Genomic DNA, 21,952 nt, shown 5'->3' on the forward strand with positions numbered 1-21,952 from the left:
GTCTCAGTTGCGCTTTTCGTCGTTTATACTAGTTTGTTTAGCTGAGACGGCTACTTTCGACGGCTCAGAGTGTACTTCGTGCTTATGCGCAACTGAGACTGCAATTATTAACCTCTCAGCTGCGCTTTTCGTCGTTCAGACTAGTTTGTTTAGCTGAGACGGCTACTTTCGACGGCTCAGCGTGTATTTGGTGCTGAGGCGCATCTGAGACTGCAATTATTGACGTCTCAGTTGCGCGTTTCGTCGTTTAGACTAGTTTGTTTAGCTGAGACGGCTACTTTCGACGGCTCAGAGTGATCTTGGTGCTGATGCGCTACCGAGACTGCTATTATCGACGTCTCAGTTGCGCGTTTCGGCGTTTAAACTAGTTTGTTTAGCTGAGACGGCTACTTTCGACGGCTCAGCGTGTATTTGGTGCTGAGGCGCATCTGAGACTGCAATTATTAACCTCTCAGTTGCGCGTTTCGTCGTTTATACTAGTTTAGCCTACTTAGTCGACCAAAAAAAATCGAGCCACCCAATTGGGTGGCTCGCATAGTAACTAAGTATTCTCTTGACCTAAATTATTTTCCTCGTATAAACGGTACATCGCTTGAATTAGAGGTTCTGCAGGGTCACGATTCAGTAAATATAACGTCATTAAATATTGCAATGGTAATGCACATGTATTATTGCCTTCTTCAACAGCTACGAAGCCAGCCTCAAGCACGGGGCCATGCTCCTCATGCAGCTCTAGATCTACATAAATCTTCTGTTCAGGGAACTCCTCACGCACGGCAGCCGCGCAATAAGGAACAATATGCTTGTCCAGTAATTCTTTGGCTTCATCTTCGGATTGCGGTGGATTCGGAAGCAGGTGACTTTCGTCGCTTCTCAATAAATCTACGAAGAAAGAGGATAACCATAGTCCTGCATTTGGATTCGTTTGGAAATTACGCATAATTTCATTTAAGAAAAATCCGCATGCTGTGGACTTCTCGTCTTTTTTGAGGGTAAAAGCAAACATCGGACCGTAAGTCGGGTTATTCCCGATTTGCCCATCGACTTCATATTCAGGGAATTGTTCTTTCACAATCTCTTGGATATGTTGAAACCATGTAATAATGACTTGGGCCTGATCACGTTCCGGATCATGTTCGTTCTCTTCGGTTGCTTGTGTTTCAATATCTTTGTCTGTCATTGTCGTTATAGCCTCCTGAATCATTCTTAATGGCACGAATATTCTTATTGTAACGCATTTACGCCAGATCAGAAAGTATATGTTGTAATTTACATGATGAAATGCGAATTTAAGAGGCAACAAGCTTCATCATGAGGATACCAACCATCGCAATCGCTAAGCCGGACTGTTCAAGCTTCGAGAATTTGTCCTTCAAAATAAATCGCGTATACAACAAGACGATCAGTACATTCAGAGCAACTACTGCAGAAACCAGACCGGTAATCCCATTTGCAAAACCATGAATAATTAGAATCATTCCCATGACATTGGTAATGCCAACCGCCATGCCAAATAAGAACGTCTTTTGTTCTGTCCAAGTACTTCTTGTCGTGGGCTGCTGCGCAGCGTTCTTCTTATCCCGCAACCACCAGATGCCAAAACAAATCGTGCCTGTCGTAAACATAAAGAACAAGGTCGGAAATAACGACGCGTGTACAAGTGTTGTCCATTTACTGGACAAGTCATTGGCCGCAAATAAGAAGAGAGCGATCACGCCCCATCCCGCACCTTGTAAGTTTTTCAACGTAATATCATTGGAATACCTGACGAATAAAATACCGATCACAATAACAACAAAAGCAAACAGCTGAAGCAAGTTCAGCCGTTCACCCCATAGCACATATGCAAATAGTACGACCACCACCGATGGTAAACCTGTCAAAATCGCAACTAACGAAGCTTTGCCCACTGCGAAGCCTTTGAACATACTGGCGTTAGCTCCAAAGGAGAACAAACCCATTTGAATCCCAATCAGTACGGTGGTTTCCCACTTCGCTTGCCAAATTAGTGCACACACGAAACTTACAACGGCTCCCATAGCAAACGTGCCGCAAAGCAAAACATTGCGATTCAGCGATTGCTGACTTGACCAATGATATAAAATGCCTCGCAACCCAAAGCATAGTGCCGCGAGGACGGAAAATAACAGCCACATGATGTTCGTTACCTCATTCTTTCTATAAATGCTGACTTATTTCTCTGTTAAACGTACGAGTATCGCATCACCATTTGCGGATACCTTCACTTCCGCAAATTTGGCTTTTTGTTCATACTCTCTACCCGTACCCTCTGGGATGAAGAAATTCTCGATACCGTATACGATCCCTTCGTATCCCTCTCTTTCACCATTCAAACGAATTTCCTCAGGAGAGAGCGATTCGCCTGGTTTATACTCTCTGCGGAACTCATACACTTCCGAGTTTCCGCTTGGCGCAAGAACAACGGCTACTTTTCCTTTCCCCGTCCGTTCTTCCAGGTTATTTTGATACATAGGCGGCAATGAAATGGTGTAACGAAGTCGTACATAGTCACCTTGAATCAATGAGCGAGGATCCAGTGGTTCCAACTGCAACTTGATCAGCTTTCCATGACTAAGCAGATATTCGTTTTTGCCAATTTGCAAAGACATAGCCCCCACTTGCAATAAGACCAGTAAAGCGATGAGCCAACGATTTGCTCCATATACAGGAAGCGCATGTGCTGCCTCGTCTTCTTCGGGCTTTTGTCTCTTTTCAAGCCAAACAGTGATCCCTAGAATTAGAAGTCCGATAATCGCGAAACTAATGGATTTATGGAGCAACTTCCAAGCCAAATCGTAATATTTGTACACGAGGAAAGCAATCCAGAAGCCCATGGACCAAGCGTATACCCATTGAACTTGAAGCTGTCTGCTTATCACAATCGCTGCTAGAACTAGCAAGAAGAACAGCACATTCGTGAAGTAGTACCAACCAGACTCTGTTAAGAAGGTTAAAGCGAACAGTGTTAACAAGAAAGTGGGATAACTGCTGAACAAGACCGGCTCCCGATACGCAGATTGACGAAGTAGTTGGCCGCCTGCAAACAGTAAGAAGAGCAAACCAGCCAGTATACTAAGCACAGCAACTTCGTTGTTAATCCAGTCAAACAAGACAAAAGCTACAATGATAATGGATGCCACGAAGAACAGGATCCGTGTAACCAAACCTTCAAGATAAATAAAGGCAACCAGTGTTAAGGCTAAAAAGATGAGCAGCATCGAGGATTGCTCTGTACCCACGGCAGCGCCAGTGCCGAGCATAAGTCCACTCAACAGAATGGTAAAGCGGGCCAGTACATTGAATTTTCTCGCAGCTAACATCCCAATTACAGCGACGAACCCATAGCCAATCAGTATATTGGCAGGATCGTCAAACCCGAGAACAACCGTTACGAGACCAATCAAGGTAAAGCAGCCTAGCAGCGAGCCGATGATAATGACGGAAACTGTCAGCACGCGAACGACCCACTTACTGAAATCTCCATCACCTTTGGCAGCCGATTCGACTTCCACTTCGAATCCTTCTTCTATTTGCTTAGAAGCAGGCTTCCAGGCACGTACATAGTTCATAAACATCACATTCGCACCAATAAACACAATGACGAAAAGCAAGCTCACTATAAAGAAAAGTTCATTGTGATACTCAATAATCAGTTCAATGTACTTCGTGGTGATCGCGGCTGAAATCCACAAACCAGCGAACAGCAGATACACTTTATTCTGTGTTCGATGCGCATACATCACAGCTGCTGCCAGTACGGCAATGAGCGGCAGGTTCATCCAAATGCCATAATGCTCGAACGTGTGGGACACGGACATGATAATGAATATACATAATGTCGCTTGAAAGGTCACCCATTTGAGAAAAGGCGCATGTAATCGGCCCTTCTCAAACAAGACGAACAAGATACCGTTCATAATCGCTAGCCCTAACCAGATAACGAGTGTAGCTCCCTCGGCTTCGAAATAACTGCCCCATTTGGGAAAGAAGAACAAACCATACGCAAGGTGGCCAAGGATATAGCTCAACACATAGTAAGGCTGCCACCTTGTTAAGATCGCGTATAGCAGTGCTGGCACAAACCACACGAGAAACAAACTATAGCTGTCTGCATGCGAATTGTAGGTCTGACCGATCAACCCAACCCCAACACCGAAGGAAATACAACTGGCAAACAGACTTAATTTACTTAAAAACTCTCTTCCGACATGGCGTGAAAGCCACACAGATAATCCATAGAACCCCACAATGAGTACAAATATCGGAATAAACTTCTCGAATCGGTTTAACATCGCCCAGTTCGAAGCAAAGAAGTAACCGATCGCAGTTAAAAGAGCACTAGCTCCCAATATATATCCCAGTTGGATCATGACTTTATTGGTTTTCATGCTGTTCATCTCCTCTCTCTTCCATGCTTCTAATTGTACAGGAGATCACTGATTTGAGAAGTACTATCTATTCCTAGTACCTGATCATTAGCCTATGGATGAAATGCGACCTTCCGTTTCGTTCCCCTTCGTTTGCGTTCCTTGTGAATGCTGAACCAATTGCTCATAAAAGCCTTGAAAAGCAAGTAGCTCGGTATGTGTACCTTCTTCAACAATTTCCCCATGACTCATCACAATAATACGGTCAGCATGCATAATCGTAGAGATCCGGTGTGCAATGACAATCGTCGTTCTTCCTTCAGCAACAATTTGCAATGCGGTTTGAATGAGCTGCTCAGTTTGTGAATCCAGGTTAGCAGTAGCCTCATCTAAGATAAGAACTTTAGGCTGGAATACAATGATACGGGCAAAAGAAATCAATTGCCGTTCCCCTGCTGACAAACCGCTGCCTCGCTCTGAAATCCGTGTTTCATACCCATCCTTCATCCGGGAAATGAGTGCGTCCGCACCGACTAACTTACAGGCTTCTATAACCGTCTCTGGCGAAATCGTAGGGTCGAACATTCTTACATTTTCCAAAATGCTTCCAGCATATAAATAAGGCTCTTGTTGTACCAAGCCAATCGTCCGATGGAGATCCTTCTGTGAAATGTCTCGAATATCCACGCCATCAATCCGGATGCTGCCTCCTTGAACATCATAGAAGCGGCAAAGCAGGCTAATTAGAGAGCTTTTACCTGCACCCGTGGTGCCAACAATACCAATCATCTCGCCTGGCGCGATATGCAACTGAAGATCTTCTATGACAGCTGTGTCTTTCTGATAACCAAAGTGTACATGATCAAAATGGATATCACCTTTCACATCGACCAGCGGGACCAGATCTGAAGCCTCTTTGTCTTTTACTTCAGGCTGTGCCGCAAAAATGTTCCATATCCGAGTCATGGACACTTGCGTGGATTGTAAGGTATTCCATTGCTGCGTAATATTATTGATCGGCTGAAAGAATTGCCTAATATACGTAATAAAGGCGTAGAGCACCCCGAATTCAACCGCTTTGTCGAAGACGGCAATACCGCCAATCCAAGTAATAAAAGCAATCGATAAATTGCCTAAGATGTCAAAAGAGCGGTTGAATAACACATTCGTTCGAACCTCTCTCAGGTTCGCTCTGAAATAGCTTGTATTCTTATCTGTGAAGCGACTCATCTGTTCTTTCTCTTGATGGAAGGCTTGAATCAGGTGCATGCCTGATAAATTCTCCGCCGTGAAAGCAACCATTTGAGACAATCTCGAACGTGAAAGTTGATAGGTTTTGCGCATGTATTCACGGAAGCCCACCGCGATAAGTAGGATGATGGGAATCACAATCATACTGTACAGCGTCAGTGTCGGATCCAAATGATACATAAGAACGACGATGAAAATTAATGTCATACTATCACGTACTAAGCTTAGAAGCACTTGCGTAAAGAACTGGTTCAAGGTTTCCGTATCACTAGAAACGTGGGTGATGAGGCTGCCACTTGGCGTTTTGTCATAATAAGACATGGATTGCTTGAAAATATGTTGAAAGAGATCCTTGCGGATTTTAGCTACAATGCTTTGACCTGCGAACTGCAGCAAATTATTTTGTATGTAGCTGAAAAACATACTTGAGATTGATAACCCCCCGTACATCACACAAATCATAATCAGGGCACTGAAGTCATTTTTACCGATCATCAAATTATCATCAATTGCAATTTTGACCAAATAAGGCTGAAATAAATCTGCCGCGATACCTAGGAGCGCACACACGATGACAATAGCAAATGTGAACTTATGCGGTTTGGCGTACTTGGCTAACGCGCGAAAGGATGCTTGCGTTTGCTTAGGCTCTAGTGGAGGTTTCGTCTGCTTGAACATCTTCGTTGCCCCCTTCCTGTATAGCATATAGCTCTGCATACAAGCCTTCTTGCATAAGCAGTTGATCATGTGTACCACGTTGCACAATTCTTCCTTCATGCAGCACAATAATTTCATCAGTGTGTTTCAGTGCCGAGATACGGTGTGCAATCCAGATCGTCGTTTTATTCGATCGCTCCTGCCTGATCGCATCAATAATATGCTTCTCTGTCACTGAATCTACCGCACTCACGCTGTCATCTAGAATCATCAAAGGTGAATCCTTAATAATCCCTCTTGCTAAGCTCGTTCGTTGGCGCTGACCACCTGATAAAGTGACCCCGCGTTCCCCGAGCTTCGTCTCAAATTTCTCTGGAAAAGACACAATGCTGGATAAAATCTGCGCCTTATTGGCAGCATGTTCCACTTGTTCGATCGAGGATTCCCTTTTGAAGAAGGCGATATTATCCCGAATCGATGTGCTGAACAGAAATCCCTCTTGCGGTACGTAAGCGATTTGATTACGCAAGCTTTCAAGCGTCACATCACGGATATCACAATCGCCAATCCACACGGTCCCTTCTGGCGGATCATAGATACGCAGCATGATTTTCATCAAGGTGGACTTCCCACTGCCCGTTTTGCCAATAATACCAATCGATTTGCCTGGTTCAATCGTCAGTGAGATATCGTGCAGTACTTCATCCTCATCGTCTGGATAAGAGAAGGATAAATGTTCAATACGAATCTCTTCCTGCTCGAGATGGGTAGGCTGGGCAAGCTCCGTCTGTTTGATTTCCGATTCCATCGATAACAGTTCATTCACCCGCTCCAAGGATGCTCGTGAGCGCTGCAGTGCATTAATCACACGTCCGATTTGCTGCAAGGGATTGACCATCATCCGAATGTACAACGTTAATTCAACGAAGTTCCCGATTGTAATCCTGTCGTGAATCGTCAAATAGCCCCCGAAAGCAATCGCAACAATAAGCGATACCGCACCCAGAAACGGAATTATTGCTTCAAACAAAGAGGAAAGCCGCACTAATCGTAACTGATTGTCTCGAATGCGATCAACGGTTTCACTGAATCGGCCGATCATAATCGGTTCTACTGCGAATTTCTTTGCTACCCGAATACCGCCGAATTGCTCTTCTGCCGATTCCGTCATGGATCCTAATGCTTCCTGAACCGCTAAAGACCGTTCCTTAATAATGGGTTGAAATTTAACCGATAAGATTGGAATGAGTACTAAAGGTACGATACAGATTAGGATGACATACAACGGAATGGAACTGAATAGCATCGAAAAAATAGCGGCAGTGATTAAAATAACAGAGTTTACAACTTGGTTGATGCCCATCGAGATCGATTCTCGAATAACCGTAACATCATTCATTACATAACTCAGCAGCTTGCCAACGCCATTCTTCGAATAAAACGTAGCTCCTAAATGGGTGAAATGATCAAACAAGCGATTTCTCGTTTCGAATTCGAAGCGTCGCCCATTCCGCATGATCATGTATTGCCCAATCGCACATAAAACACCAAAAGTAACCCCGATGACGAGCAATTCTAGACTGTACTTCGCAATTAAGCTTTTACTGAGTCCACCCTTTTGCAACTGATCCGTAAACATCCCCAGTAATTTGGGGTAGAACGAGTAAACAATATTCCCTACCGTAATAGAGAGTGCGGCAATGACATACAACGGCCATTTCCTTAATAAGAAATCAACTAATAACCGTGTAGGTTTCAAACGACATCACTTCCCATATCTTTTTTGACTGTCTTGTAAGGCTTTGCCCATGTATTATAAACGTCCGATCCTATGCAATTCACAGTATACGCCTATTCAGTTGCACTTCCTATATCAAAAATTGACGTTATAATAAGAGAAGTCGTCATAAATTTACATTCAACCGAAGGAGGCGCAGGATCATGGACTTTATTTTAGATCGTATTGAAAATAAAATTGAATTTTTTCAAGCTTACGACATGAAAACACTCGAAAAGAAAATTAATGACCAAATCGACAATAACAAAGCGCTCATGCTTGATGTTTATGCGATACAGCACCACATTGTATTCGACCCGAATGCAGGTAAAATGCTGTACAGTGCTGTTATTCATTTCAAAGTGAAATAAGATGACGATCAAGCGAAGCATTATGGAGTCGCCGGGCCACCTCTATTTCATTCCTGAATTACCCTTTTATGTGAATCGTGTACATGAAACTTTTGATCTACAGCAGCATACGCATGATTTCATCGAAATTAGTTATGTAGCTGAAGGAAGCGGTTCCCATTATATTGACAATGTCAGTATGCAAGTAACCAAAGGAGACCTCTTCTTTTTACCAGTTGGCATATCCCATGTGTTCCGACCTTCCTCAACGAATCAAAAAAAACCGCTCATCGTATATAACTTTATCTTCACACAAGCCTGGATGAACCAATTGCTTCAGCATGCTGCAGCAATGGGGGATCCAGATATGCAGCTTTTTTTTCAAAAAGCAACGGAAACGAATGACGAAGTAGAATTTCTTTCTTTTCATGAACAGAACGGTGAATTCCAATCTCTATTTGAGCGATTACATTTCGAGTATAATGCTCGCCGCGTCGGCTTTATCACCGTTATGCAAGCTTCTGTGCAGCAATTGCTCGTGTATATGCATCGTGCGAAGCTGGATCCGCATCCACAGGTTTCTCAGGCCAATATGAAAAGCATCGAGCATGTCTTGGCTTATATTCGTATGAATTGCAGCCATCCGATCACCTTAGTTGAGGCAGCAGCCAAGTTATCTTTAAGTGAGCGCCAGCTCCAACGCCAGCTGAAAAAGCTCACGGGTATGACCTTCACCACGTATGTACAGCATGCTCGATTGGAAGCTTGCTGTCAGTATTTACGCGAGTCATCTGACAAAATCAGCGATATAGCCGCTCTTGTCGGCTATCAGGACATGAAATTCTTCAATCAGCTTTTCAAAAAAATGATCGGTGTCACACCGAGTCAATATCGCCAGCAGCAAGCTGAGCGCAAAAAACCACTCGCATCAATTTGAATGGGAGTGGTTTTTTATTTGTTAAAGATCCATCATGAATCGGAAAGTCAAATCATTAAAGCCTGGTAAACCTTCGTGCCCAAAATCCGGAAAAATCTCCAGTTTTTTATTGGCAGTAATTTTATTATATGCTGCAAATTGGGTAGACGGTGGGCATACCGTGTCCATGAGACCTACGGCCATCATCACATCGCCTTGAATCCGATTCGCCAAGTTTTGAATATCAATATAACCCAATTTCGTAAAGTATTCTTCCTCACGCTTGTGCTGCGGGTCATGACGACGGAAGAAATCTTTCAATTCTAGGTAGGCATCTTTCGCCAAATCCATCTCCCACACGCGTTTGTAATCACTGAGGAATGGATAGACGGGTGCCAGTTTCTTAATACGTGGTTCCAACGCTGCACAAGCAATCGTCAATGCACCGCCTTGTGAGCCTCCCATCGCACCTACACGTGTCGCGTCAACTTCAGGCATGTTCATGGCAATCCCCGCAAGCTGTGCGGTATCTAAGAAAATATCACGGAATAAGAGTTGATCAGGATGATCATCTAAACCACGAACAATGTGGCCACGTAAAGTTGTCCCTTTGGTTCCGCCAACATCTTCAGAGAATCCGCCTTGACCACGGCAATCCATGGAGAAGAACGAATAACCAAGCGCTGCGTATGACAACTTATCATTCCAATCCCCAGAATTACCTGAATATCCATGAAACTGAACAATCGCTGGATGAGGCTCTGTCACGTTCTTCGGGCGAATGTACTTCGCATAAATACGAGCACCTTTCACACCTGTGAAATACAGATCAAAGCAGTCCGCATACGGCACTTGAAAATCGCTTGGGCGAAGTTCAATTTGGGGATCTACTGCTTTCATTTCAGCGATGGCACGTTCCCAGTAAGCATCAAAGTCTTCGGGTCTTGGATTTCGCCCTTCGTACGTGAGCAACTTTTCTAATGGATAATCAACTGCTGGCATGAGACATCCTCTTTTCTATCATATGTATGAATTTAAGCGACCGTGTAGGAAGTAAAATCTACTGCTTCACCATTTACAAGTTTAGTGATTTCCTTCGTTGGATCGCCGCTTAATAACAACGTTTGATTCGTTAAAGACGTATAGGAAAGGGTATTATTTTCACCAAAATGAGGTTGCTTACCTAGCATGATTTCGGCAAAATGGTGAACATCGCGAATGCCGTAGGACTCCGCTTCTACCAGATCGATGCATTCAACGACGACTGCATTCTTTCTCCCCTGGCTAGTTACAAAGCAGCGATCCTCAAGAATCTCACGCTTATACGGTTGCTGAATGAATACGGCTAAGTAGACATTAGCAAACCGACCAAATAGTCCAGTTGGTGACTCTACCCACTCACCCAGCGGTAAGCACCCTTTGATATAGCCCGGTTGGTCCTCCGGTATGTCATAAGTCGCCATAATTACATGCCTATGAAAAAGCACTTCTGTGTATTCGCTTTGATGGCGTAAATCTCCTTCTGGCTTCTCTAAATCCGGATGGAAAAAATAAGCATGATTCACACCTTGCAAATGATCGAGCGGGAAGGCAACGTCCCAGCGGTGCTGCTCGTTATCAAACTCACGGATTCGCTCCCACATACCACCGATTGCATAATTTTCTGTGATATAGACATAACTGTGGAGATGATCCTGTTCATGCTCTGCTTGTCCAATTTGTTTGGGCACTTGTCGTTTAATCTCCACAGGAGTTGATGAACGTTGAAGAGCAGTTTCAAGGCAATGTGCAGGTGCTTCATACACAAGGAAACCCGCATATTCCGTTCTTGGCATTGGCGCTGGCAGCTTGAAATCTCCGAATTGTACGTAATCATGCAGCACATTCATATCTCTAGGCATATCATGCGGCCAAATCCGCGCATGCGGACCTACCCAGGCTCCACCTAAGTAGTACGTCGCACGTTCATTCCATAAGTAGTCCAACATTTGAGCTAAATCATTGCGAATTTCTTCATCTTGCGTCAACTGCCACGCACAGGTAAAAGCCTGTACCCAGTGCCAGAACCATGGCAGTCCTCCGTACTCCGTCATCCCGTTGGATGTTACACGTTCCAACGTAACACGCAAGCTTTCGTGCCCATCCTTAAGGAGTTCGGCATCCTCGTACCGTTGTCCCAAAATCAGCTTAGCAGCGGTATATTTTGCTTCATGATGGCCGTAATTTGTAACCGCTTTCCGGTAAAAGTTGCTTTTGTATATATGGCGAAGCGTGTTATCAAAAGCGGTGCGGAGAGCTTCACTCAACTGCTCCTGATAGCGCTGGGCAAAATAAACCATCAAGCTCCCCATTAACTCGACAGGTAATGTATTCTTAGACGCCTCTTGAGGCGTTGGTCTTAGATTAAGCGGCCAATGACCGTAGGTGCTGCTAGTGGGATCCTGATCTTGAATTTCTAGTAAGTGCAGGAACACGCGCTCTGCTTTGTCCTTTGCCTCTTTGCGATCACCTTCGAAAGGAATCTCTGCATCCACGGAAGCGGCAAATAGGTAGGAGGCGTAATAGAAATTATCTCGAACGTCCCCTTCGAAAAGAAAGCCATTACTCAAAATTGGCTGTATATAAGCAGCGGCTGCAATGCTGGCAATGATTTCTACTTGTCGTTGCTGTATCGTCGTCAAATTGTCATCTCCTATTGAAAAGCTCTTAAGCCTTTTTGTTTCCCAGCAAAGATCAGATATCTTCTTGGTATTGAAACGTTTCACTTTTATCATTTTATAGTCTAATACATGTAGCGTCAATGTGAAGTTACCGGGATAGATCAACTGTGGGGAATGGTTGGGTTGGGTTGCACCTGAGACCAAAACTTCAAAGCTAGTGGAAATAGATTTTAACTGGAAATTGTACATTTATTTCATTTATAAAATCCATTTAATCGCGGCATAAGCAATACTTGTGCCAACGAATACGAAGCTCCCGCCTTCCCCATAAAAATAGACCTCCACATACCTGTGGAGGCCCCTTATCTCTTTTTACTGAATCAAAGAATAGATATCGGTATACGTATATCCGTGTGCTTCCGCAACAGCTTGATACGTAACATGTCCTTCTGCCACATTGATCCCCTTCGCAATGGCCTTGTTGTCGAGCGCTGCACGCACGAAGCCTTTGCTGGCGATTTGAAGTCCGTAGGTCGTTGTGACATTCGTCAACGCCAAGGTAGAAGTGCGAGCCACCGCTCCAGGCATGTTCGCAACAGCATAATGGATGACGCCATGCTTTACGTAGGTTGGTTGATCATGTGTAGTAATTCGGTCAATCGTCTCGATTGAACCTCCTTGATCGATGGCAACGTCAATGATTACACTGCCTGGGCTCATCGTTTTCACCATTTCCTCCGTCACTAGACGAGGAGCGCGAGCACCAGGGATCAGCACCGCACCTACAACCAAATCTGCTTTACGCACAACCTCAGCGATGTTATACGGGTTGGACATGATCGTTTTGACACGTCCCTGAAATTGATCATCCAATTGACGCAGGCGATCCGCATTCAAATCAATGATAGTCACATCTGCACCAAGCCCGATGGCCATTTTGGCTGCATTGGCACCGACAATCCCGCCGCCGATAACGGCTACTTTCCCCGGTTCAACGCCTGGTACACCACCTAGCAGGATGCCTTTGCCGCCATGTGCCTTCTCCAAAAAGTGCGCACCAATCTGCACAGCCATACGTCCAGCCACTTCACTCATCGGCGTCAATAACGGTAAACTGCCATTGTCGAGTTGGATCGTTTCATAGGCGATAGCTGTTACTTTTTTGCTGATCAAAGCATGTGTTAATTCAGCCTCAGGAGCCAGATGCAGATATGTGTACAAAATCAAGCCTTCATGAAAATACCCGTACTCCTCAGGTAGCGGCTCTTTCACTTTGACTACCATATCAGAGGACCATACTTCTGCTGCTGTTGGAACAATCGTTGCTCCTGCTGCCGTATAATCCTCATCCATGAACCCAATGCTGTGCCCAGCTGATGTTTCCACCCGTACTTCGTGACCTGCTTTAATGTATGATAGCACCGAGCTCGGTGTCATGCCTACACGAAACTCATTATTTTTAATCTCTCTAGGAACGCCAATAATCATGCCCCATCAACCTCTCTTGAGGACCCCTTAACACAAGGATCGCTCTCTACTTGACTCCAAGTATAAGAGAGAAACGGTTCCGTTCCATTAGACATTTTGTCAAAAAATAAACACATTTTTTTTCACAATTTCTTCTCTGGATGCAAAAGTTGATAGGCACGGATGGCTACTTGCAGGGCTAATCTTTTCTCGGAATTCATATAGTCAGCGCCTAGCAGCTCTTCAATTTTGTACAATCGGTAATAGAGGGATTGTCTCACGATAAAAAGCTGCTGCGCAGCAATTTGCTTCGAACCATCATGGTCGAGATACACTTTAAGCGTTCGCAGCAGTTCACTGCCTTTTTGACTATCATGATCAAGAATTGGACCGAGGTAGGAGCGAATAAATGATGCCAAAATCTCCTTGTCCGCAATATGAAATAGCAACTCAAATACGCCCAGTTCATCATAAAACGTCACGTTTTTCTGCTGAAGTGTAACCGTTAACGATAAGGCTTGAAGCGCCTGTTGATAGCTGCGATGCGCTTGTAGGAACTTTTGATTCGGCAGGCCAATCCCCATTTTCAACTGAATCCCTTCATTATCCTTCATCCCCTGAATCAACTCACACACATGCTTCAAACGCTCCTTAGCCGCCTTCTGGGGAGCCTTATCGAATGCGACAACGACGAGTCTATTGTGTTTCAAGGTGATTAAGGGGTGAAATAGCTGACCCTCGAAAATCGATCGTGCTGCTAGCGACAAGTGCAATCCTGCAGACTCGATTCCCTCATTTTCTGTGGCTCCACCTTCATCATGCTCCTGGTCAAATTCAATCAAAATCACCCGATAGGTTAGTGTATTCAAGCGCCTAAACTCGGCGCCTATCAGCCCCTTAATCTGCTCCTCATCTTGAATGCGCATGTGCAGTAAATCATCGACCCATAGCGTTTGGGAATACAATTTCCGCTCTTCCATATACCTTTTACGCAACAAATCCTGCGCGATGGACAGGGATGCGGAGTCCAAAATTAAATACTCGTACTCCTGTGGCTTTCGATCTAGAACGAGTAGGATGTGCGCCCAGGTTTTGCCCATGGCACCTACAGGCTGAGCAATGACCGTGCGTCCCTCCACTTCTTCATACAATGGGCCAACACTTGGACCTTCATTTCCGCTTTCTAGGCTGCGTTTATCAAGAAAAGCCAGCCATTGGGAGGACTCCTTTTTCCCAAGCGGTGGCGTAAACTTTGGCGGAGCATCCATAGGGGCATAAATAACCTGTCCTTTGGTACTGCTTTGCAGTAAAGCTAGCACATGCGTGACACCTTGCGAAGTTAAGGTCATGCGATGGAATTCACGCGAAATTTTCTCCAAATCCTGAAGCACCTGATGTTGTTGATTAATAATATGAGCATGAATATCTTGCGTGATCGTAATAAATCGAACAGCCTCTGAGAAGATAATGAGCGGGAAATCGTGAGCTTCTGCCGCATCCATCCAAGCTTGTGGTACTGAACTAATATAATGTCCCATCTCAATACAGAGACAAGTTACATTTCTATGGATTAACTGCTTTAAATAAGTCATGAACAAATCAGTATCATTCTTAAAAGCCGCACCTGTGGTGAGAATCATCTCGCCACCTTGCAGCAGCTGTTCAAACTGTATCACTTCTATAATGTGAACCCAACGAACTAATCGGCCTAAGCCTTTTGCGCCAGCCGCGATGTAGGCATGCTGAAAAGAGGGACGTTTCAATACCTCTTCGACGGTTAATTGATAATGTTGATGCATGCAAACTCACTTCTCTCTTCTCAATCTACGCTTCACATTAAAGTTATCCACAATATTTGCCTGAGAGTATTTGTGGATATCACGATGATGTACTTACATTAAGCTTTCATTTAAGTTTACACGAAAATCAGACGGGTTCCAAAGTCTCCGCAAATAAAAACGCCGCCAGCTCCGACAAAATGAGCAAGCGGCGTGATCTTCACGCGCACGATATTCCAATCATTGTTCCAGCGAATTTCTAGTAAGAAGCACATCTTCGTTTGTCTGACGAACCAATTCGGCGAACTCTTCATAGGGTTCATCAGCAAGATCCAGCAGCCCGTAATTCCCAATTAAACCTTGCGGATTTCCATAGTCATACATGGCGAACCAATGCGTTCCCACAACATAGGGCATGCGGGCAGCTTCTTCCACAAAGTTGCGATACGTTTCGCCTCTGCGAGCTTGGGTCCGTACTAAGACATTACGCGCACCGTTGGTATTCATCAAAAACCCTGCTTGCGCACCCGCGCAGAAGCTGAATTCAGTGATCATGATCGGCAAGCCTGTGCGCTCGTGAATATAACTCATCCACCGTTCCGGCAGGTCGAAGCTGTAAAAGTTCAGTGTAATCACATCTGCGTAGTTTTTCATGACATCAAAAACAACCTCTGGTGTGCTCGTACCTACCATTCTGTCCCCCAGGTTAAGCCTGTTTGGATCATAACGCTTAAGTGCATTTGATGTCGTTTTATAATAAACCTCAGCAATCAGACGAAGGAAAGCCAATTTATCCGCTAGCAACGCTTCTGGATGATCCGCCCGGTAAACCGCAATATGCGCCAAGTCCTCAAAATCTGTATACTCCGCTCCCCAAGTCTCATTTAATCTCTCAATCGTACTGTGGCGTTCTCTTAGTGTCTTGATCCAGGCCAATTTCCCGTACCCGTTTGCCGGCTGTTCCAAATAGTCATCAACTAGGCTCGTTTCATTCGCGCCATTGCCTGGGTCATTGTTGCCCCATTTGCCGCCATGCCCCCACCAGTGAATTTCATTATCGGTATAATAACCAATTACACCAGGATCGTTCAATAGGGCTTCCCCACGGCCACTCATAAAGCAATCCAAGCACGCGCGTTCCACGGAAGCATGAAATTTGGGGTCGAATACGTCAGGGAAACCCGTTCCCCAATCCGTATTCACCTTTGGCGCAAACCTAGACATACGGATTTCAACTGTTTTCGGCATGCCGTTTCCCCAATAATAGGGTTCGTGCCAAGCTCCCAACGTGTTGAATCCGAACTGCTCCACTTGGGTCAGTTTTTCCTTAGCCCAGTTGGGGAACCATTCTCGATTTCCACCGTATTTTTGTACCAGATCCGTTTTCAACCAATGAGCCTGATCCACAATCTGATTATGCACGCCATTCACACCAATGGAATAAAAAGGTTGATTTTGCGGCGTTATAAACGACCATTTCCCGTTATTTTGCGCTACCTGATAGCAATCACCCATGATACCCCTCCCAAGAGCTAGGCTAATAAAGCGCTTTCATCCTTTTGTAGAAAAATGAACTTCTCCACTCAATGAGGACATGGAACGAATTATATCGGAAATGTTGGTCGATTGGAGCGCGTTGTATTCAGCTCTCAACTTGTATTAACTGGAAAATGTACAGGTATATATGAGAAATCTCCTCAATAACTCGATTTAGATGGAAAATATGCAGTTAATTTTGCCTCATTTGTTTTATATCCTTGAATTAGTTGAAATTAACTGGAGAATTTACATCTAAGTTACTTTTGTTCGAAAGTTCTTAAGTTTTAACTGTATAAAACCCATCTATTTGATGGAGACATGGAGATTTTTCAAAAAAACACGTACCCATCCCATCGGGATGAGTACGTGCTATGCAATATAATTATTCGTATAACGCGTGATCGATAGCCACTGTCTGACCTGACCATACCTGCTGGGAAGTCCACGGTACGTCCGCACCTTGCCAGAACTCATCATTCGCTGGCAATCCAAGCGGAAGGAATACCGCAGAACACAGGTATAAGCTTCCTGTCGAAATGTAAGGCTCGCCCAACTCAGGTTGGTGTCCGCACAGACCGATACGCAACCATCCGGCTTCATCAAAGGTACCTGGCGCTTCGATCAATCTGCGAATGACAGCGGTCAATGCGCCGCGTACTTGAGCTGGTGCAACCTCTACAGGCAGCTCACGACGATGCGCCGTCTGAGCTAGCGACTGAAACGCGCCAAAGCGGTAAGCTAATGACCGGCCAATCGCAGGGAATGTACCTTCCGGAGAAATCATACGCTCCTGAACAGCTGCATAACGTTGCGCTCGTTTCAGGATGTTCGCCCGCATTTTGCCCCAATCCGCATATAGCGCATGTACATGCTCAATGATATCCACCATCATGGGCTGAATAACGAAGCTGTTGTAGTAATCCGCATGATAGTCTACGCCATCCCCATACATGCCGTCGCCTAGATACCATTGCTCATGCTGCTTTAGTGCAAAGTCAACACGCATATGATCCCAGTCCTCGCCCATGACACCAAGTGCAGTTTCGGTCATCGCTGCGAAGAGCAGCCAGTTATTAAAGCCTGGCTTGCGTGTCCGCGAGGTTTTCATCGCGGCTGCGAGATTGGCTTTTACACGTTCATCCAAGCTGTGCCAGAGTGTATTCGGTGCACGTAGAATCGCATGCGATAGAAAAGCAGTATCCACGATCGGCTGCATACCTGTCGCAAAGTTCAAGAAATCCGGAGACTCGGGATCCGTAGCCGCATCCATAGCTTCTCTTGCCAGCTTGCCATATGTCAGGCGAAGCTCTTCTTCCTCGGCATTCAAGGCAGGTGTCTCTAGCCAAGGCGCCATCCCAACGAGTGTACGACCGAACGCTTCGAGATGCGTAAATGCGCGTTGCTCTTCTTTTTTACATTCCACTGGCATTGTGGCACGAAGTTGTCTAGTTGCTAGCGCTCGAAGGACAGGCTCAGCGATGCGAAGCATCGTCTGAACCCAATAAGCGCGATCTGTTGCCACAGTTGATAGTGAATTACTCATACCAATAACCTTTGAATCCTTTTTCTAAACGAAGAAGCGCTTCTAAATAGTAGTAGTCGCCCCAAATCACATAATCATCCGGTGCTGCGCCGCCGCGAACACTGTAGGAACCGCGCTCAAGGAAACCTTGTGCATCTGGTTTGCCAATGGTAGCGTAGGACTTCACTAGTCCAGCCATCGAACGTTGCACGCCATTTTCCAAATACACACGATCTGGATCATCAGCTGACAAATGCTCAAGAATCTCAAGAGCCCCAGCAGAAGCAATGGCAGAAGCAGAACTATCTCTCTTCGTTTCAGCATTAACTGGTGCATTGAAATCCCAATACACAACGTCATCTTCCGGCAGACGCTCGAAGAAGTAACGCGCTAAGCGTTTGGCAGTCTCTAAGTATAATGGGTTTTTCGTATAGTGGTATGAAAGCGCAAAACCGTAAATCCCCCACGCTTGTCCTCTTGTCCATGTTGACCCATCCGAATACCCTTGATGAGTTCCACCATGCAGCGGCTCACCTGTTTCTTGATCGAAATAGAACGTGTGGTACGAAGAATCGTCTCCACGTACCAAGTAGCGGCGCGACAGATCCGCATGGATAATTGCTACATCTTTATATTTCGAATCACCTGTTTGTTCATATGCCCAGTACAATAATGGCAAATTCAACAGACAATCGATAATGATTCTTCCACCGTTTTTCTCGTCACCCTCTGGACCCCAAGCTTGAATGTACTGGCCCTTCGGTCTCCAACGCTTCATTAACACATCAGCAGCTTGCAAAGTAAGTTGTTTCGCGTTCTCATCCTTTTCAAGGATCCATTGCGCTTTCGAAGATAAGGAATAGAGGAAGCCGATATCATGGTGACCTAATCCTACATTGTTTTCAAGTCTTTGTTTAAAGCTTGCAACTGTGCGCTGTGCGGCTTCTTGGAACACTTTGTCTCCCGTGTATTGATAGCCCAGCCACAAAATACCGGACCAGAAGCCATCCGTCCAATCGGTATTTGGATTCAAATGATAAATATCGTTCTCACTGACATGAGGGAACTTATCCCCGAAACGCTCAATATTTACTTTCGTCTTCTGCAAAGCATCCTCAATAGCTTGTTTCCACATGTTAGAATCACTCCGTATCACTTGTTATAGGTTGCTCAATAGCTGCTCCAACTGCTCGAGCGAGTTAAACGTTTAACACTCACTCTTAGCTTAAATTGAAACGTTTAACCTGTCAAGAAAAAATATCCGATTCAGAGGGGCAAATTCGATACAAGCTATGTTGCAAAAAAATAGGCTTTGCCCACTAAAAAAAAATAGAACCATCGTTACATTTGTTACGTAATACTATTCATGCATGACATTCTTTCAGGGTTAGGGAGGTTTCTTGCTTATGACAATGACATTTGCTTTTCATCCAAACACTTCAATCCGGGACGCTATCTCTATGATCGTCTGGTATTTAAGAAAGAAGCGTAGAGCTTAATATCCAACTCCATGCCCTAAGAAACATAGAAGAAGAACAAAGCCTATAGCTTTCCCTTGCGGGAGAGACATAGGCTTTGTTGTCTGCTATAAGGCTGCGCTTTTTCCACCATCAATATTCACTGAGGTTCCTGTCACATACGAAGCAGCATCCGATGCTAAAAAGGTGATCACATTGGCCGCTTCCTCCGCGTTACCAATACGTCCTAGTGGAATATCGTGCCGCGGATCGCTAGCGAATTCTTCCCAAGTCAAGTCTGGAGCAACTCGCTTCCATACCTTCTCGATTTGATCACTGCGAATCGTTCCAATACATACGGTGTTGACCCGAATCTGTGCAGAACCCAGATCCTTGCTCATCGCATTGGTTAAGGCTAAGCCAGCCGCTCTGCTAACGGAAGTTGGCAGTGAAGAAGCTGGTGGCGTCTTTGCTGCGGACGTCGTAATATTCACGATGGAACCACCGCCTGCCTCGCGCATATGTGGAATGGCAAACTGCGAGCAGTGAATCGCTCCGAATAGCTTCAACTCCAAGTCTTGACGCCACACGTCCGAGCTTACCTGCTGAAATGGCGCTGCCGAAGCAGTACCTGCGTTGTTCACTAGGATATGTAAACCTCCGAAACGTTGTACAGTCTCTTCAATCGCACGCTGACAATCCGCTTCCGATGTCACATCAGCTGGAATCGTCAGCACTTCACCCTCGGTTAAGTTGGCAATTTGGACAGCCGCTTCTTGAAGCTGCTCAGCATTACGTGCAAGTATGGCTACTTTTGCACCTTCGCGCGATAAGGCAATGGCTGTCGCAAGCCCAATCCCTTTGCTTCCTCCTGTAATTAAAGCAACTTTATTTTGTAAGCCTAGTTGCATAGCTTTCGCTTCCTTTCTCTCTATGACAGAATGATTCCTTCATCGTGATAAGCATACGCCATCTCGACGCCTTTTTTCAAATCCAAGTTGACCAACAGCTATGACAAAAAACCATCAGGATTAATCATCCTAATGGCTTTCCGTCTAGTTTCCTATTGATTTAGGTAAACAGCTTTGCCCGTACGAGCAGACTCATAAATAGCTTCAAGAATTTGTGATACCACGAAGGCTTGTTCTGGTGTCACAACAGGATCGATATCTTGCTCGATCGCATTGATCCATGAACGCATTTCTACATCTGCTGCACTTTCGCTAGCTCCGTCGTAGAAAGCAACGCCACCTGTTTTGAGCTCAACTTCGGTTGTGAACAAACGGCTATGCTTCTCACCATTGATACGAAGTCCGCCTTTCATGTCTGCCCCACCTTCAGTACCGCTCAACGAGCACTTCGCTTCATCCACTTCAAGCGTATTTAACGCCCAGCTGGACTCCAAGATAATGGTCGCGCCATTTTCCATCACGATCATCCCGAAAGCAGAATCCTCTACTGTAAACTTGCTTGGATCCCAAGGGCCCCATGCATTGGCTGCATTTTCTTTTTGAGACAACTCATGATAGGAAGTTCCTAACACAACCTTCGGCTTGTAGTTGTCCATCATCCAAAGCGTCAAGTCTAACGCATGCGTACCAATGTCGATTAACGGACCTCCACCTTGTTTCTCTTCATCTAGGAAAACACCCCATGTAGGTACAGCACGACGACGAATCGCATGCGCTTTAGCAAAGTAAATATGTCCTAACTCGCCATCGACACAAACGTTTTTCAAATGCTGGCTATCCGCGCGGAAACGGTTGTTATATCCAATGGTTAGTTTTTTGCCTGTGCGTTTCGCAGTTTCAAGCATGCGTTTCGCATCCTCAGCTGTTTTCGCCATTGGCTTCTCACACATAACATGCTTACCAGCTTCAAGTGCTGCAATCGAAATTTCAGCGTGTGAAATATTCGGTGTTAACACGTGTACAATGTCGATCGTAGCATCTTGCAGTACTTTTTTATAATCTTCGCAAACTATTGCGCCTTCAATCCCGTATTTTGCTGCTGCTGTTGCTGCGCGCTCTTGGACAATGTCACAAAATGCAACTAATTCAACATTAGCTAACTTGCTCAAACTTGGTAAATGCTTACCATTTGCAATTCCACCGCAACCAATAATCCCGATACGATACTTACGTGACATGTGAAGACCTCCAGTAGGTTTTGTCCTTGCATTCAACTATA

16 protein-coding genes are annotated in these 21,952 nt (G+C 45.0%); 2 read left to right on the forward strand and 14 right to left on the reverse strand.

Annotated elements, in window-relative coordinates; translation table 11 throughout:
• Positions 1 to 541: 541 nt before the first annotated feature.
• The 5 genes from AC58QM_RS06605 to AC58QM_RS06625 all read right to left on the reverse strand — a co-directional run bounded on the left by AC58QM_RS06605 (position 542) and on the right by AC58QM_RS06625 (position 8,055).
• Positions 542 to 1,180 (reverse strand): hypothetical protein, encoded by a 639-nt coding sequence (locus AC58QM_RS06605; protein ID WP_497282381.1) that lies wholly within the window; start codon positions 1,178 to 1,180, stop codon positions 542 to 544.
• Positions 1,181 to 1,289: 109 nt separating this feature from the next.
• Positions 1,290 to 2,156 carry an EamA family transporter gene (locus AC58QM_RS06610; protein WP_497282383.1) on the reverse strand — a complete coding sequence of 289 codons (867 nt, stop codon included), beginning with the start codon at positions 2,154 to 2,156 and terminating at the stop codon, positions 1,290 to 1,292.
• Between the two features lie 36 nt (positions 2,157 to 2,192).
• Positions 2,193 to 4,409 carry a GDYXXLXY domain-containing protein gene (locus AC58QM_RS06615; protein WP_497282385.1) on the reverse strand — a complete coding sequence of 739 codons (2,217 nt, stop codon included), beginning with the start codon at positions 4,407 to 4,409 and terminating at the stop codon, positions 2,193 to 2,195.
• Positions 4,410 to 4,496: 87 nt separating this feature from the next.
• Positions 4,497 to 6,317 (reverse strand): ABC transporter ATP-binding protein, encoded by a 1,821-nt coding sequence (locus AC58QM_RS06620; protein WP_497282387.1) that lies wholly within the window; start codon positions 6,315 to 6,317, stop codon positions 4,497 to 4,499.
• The gene (locus tag AC58QM_RS06625; protein ID WP_497282389.1) at positions 6,283 to 8,055 is read right to left on the reverse strand and encodes an ABC transporter ATP-binding protein; all 1,773 of its coding nucleotides are present in this window, start codon (positions 8,053 to 8,055) and stop codon (positions 6,283 to 6,285) included. The genes AC58QM_RS06620 and AC58QM_RS06625 overlap by 35 nt, the downstream gene beginning before the upstream one ends.
• Before the next feature lie 182 nt (positions 8,056 to 8,237).
• On the opposite strand from AC58QM_RS06625, the gene AC58QM_RS06630 reads away from it, so the two are divergent.
• Entirely contained in the window at positions 8,238 to 8,444 is a 207-nt protein-coding gene (locus AC58QM_RS06630; RefSeq protein ID WP_310223138.1) for a YrzA family protein, read from the forward strand.
• Position 8,445: 1 nt separating this feature from the next.
• On the forward strand, positions 8,446 to 9,360 hold the full coding sequence (locus AC58QM_RS06635; protein ID WP_497282390.1) for a helix-turn-helix domain-containing protein: 915 nt from the start codon (positions 8,446 to 8,448) through the stop codon (positions 9,358 to 9,360).
• Positions 9,361 to 9,381: 21 nt separating this feature from the next.
• Here AC58QM_RS06635 and AC58QM_RS06640 read toward each other — a convergent pair whose 3' ends face one another.
• The 9 genes from AC58QM_RS06640 to AC58QM_RS06680 form a co-directional block, all read right to left on the reverse strand.
• A complete protein-coding gene (locus tag AC58QM_RS06640; RefSeq protein ID WP_497282392.1) occupies positions 9,382 to 10,341 on the reverse strand; it encodes an acetylxylan esterase in 960 nt (319 codons plus the stop codon).
• A gap of 32 nt (positions 10,342 to 10,373) precedes the next feature.
• Positions 10,374 to 12,020, reverse strand: a complete 1,647-nt coding sequence (locus AC58QM_RS06645; protein WP_497282394.1) for a hypothetical protein — start codon at positions 12,018 to 12,020, stop codon at positions 10,374 to 10,376.
• Between the two features lie 351 nt (positions 12,021 to 12,371).
• The gene (ald, locus tag AC58QM_RS06650) at positions 12,372 to 13,487 is read right to left on the reverse strand and encodes an alanine dehydrogenase (protein ID WP_497282395.1); all 1,116 of its coding nucleotides are present in this window, start codon (positions 13,485 to 13,487) and stop codon (positions 12,372 to 12,374) included.
• A 122-nt stretch (positions 13,488 to 13,609) separates the two neighbouring features.
• Positions 13,610 to 15,265: a PucR family transcriptional regulator gene (locus tag AC58QM_RS06655; RefSeq protein WP_497282397.1), complete on the reverse strand. Its 1,656-nt coding sequence runs from the start codon at positions 15,263 to 15,265 to the stop codon at positions 13,610 to 13,612.
• Positions 15,266 to 15,484: 219 nt separating this feature from the next.
• Positions 15,485 to 16,759, reverse strand: coding sequence for a hypothetical protein (locus AC58QM_RS06660; protein ID WP_497282399.1), 1,275 nt, complete (start codon positions 16,757 to 16,759; stop codon positions 15,485 to 15,487).
• A gap of 406 nt (positions 16,760 to 17,165) precedes the next feature.
• Entirely contained in the window at positions 17,166 to 18,326 is a 1,161-nt protein-coding gene (locus tag AC58QM_RS06665; RefSeq protein ID WP_497282401.1) for a DUF2264 domain-containing protein, read from the reverse strand.
• Positions 18,319 to 19,440 (reverse strand): glycoside hydrolase family 88 protein, encoded by a 1,122-nt coding sequence (locus tag AC58QM_RS06670; RefSeq protein WP_497282402.1) that lies wholly within the window; start codon positions 19,438 to 19,440, stop codon positions 18,319 to 18,321. The genes AC58QM_RS06665 and AC58QM_RS06670 overlap by 8 nt, the downstream gene beginning before the upstream one ends.
• Positions 19,441 to 19,890: 450 nt before the next feature.
• A complete protein-coding gene (locus AC58QM_RS06675; protein ID WP_497282404.1) occupies positions 19,891 to 20,673 on the reverse strand; it encodes an SDR family NAD(P)-dependent oxidoreductase in 783 nt (260 codons plus the stop codon).
• A 152-nt stretch (positions 20,674 to 20,825) separates the two neighbouring features.
• Positions 20,826 to 21,911: a Gfo/Idh/MocA family protein gene (locus AC58QM_RS06680; protein ID WP_497282406.1), complete on the reverse strand. Its 1,086-nt coding sequence runs from the start codon at positions 21,909 to 21,911 to the stop codon at positions 20,826 to 20,828.
• Between the last annotated feature and the right edge of the window lie 41 nt (positions 21,912 to 21,952).

It is taken from the genome of Paenibacillus sp. J22P165, from assembly GCF_059692015.1.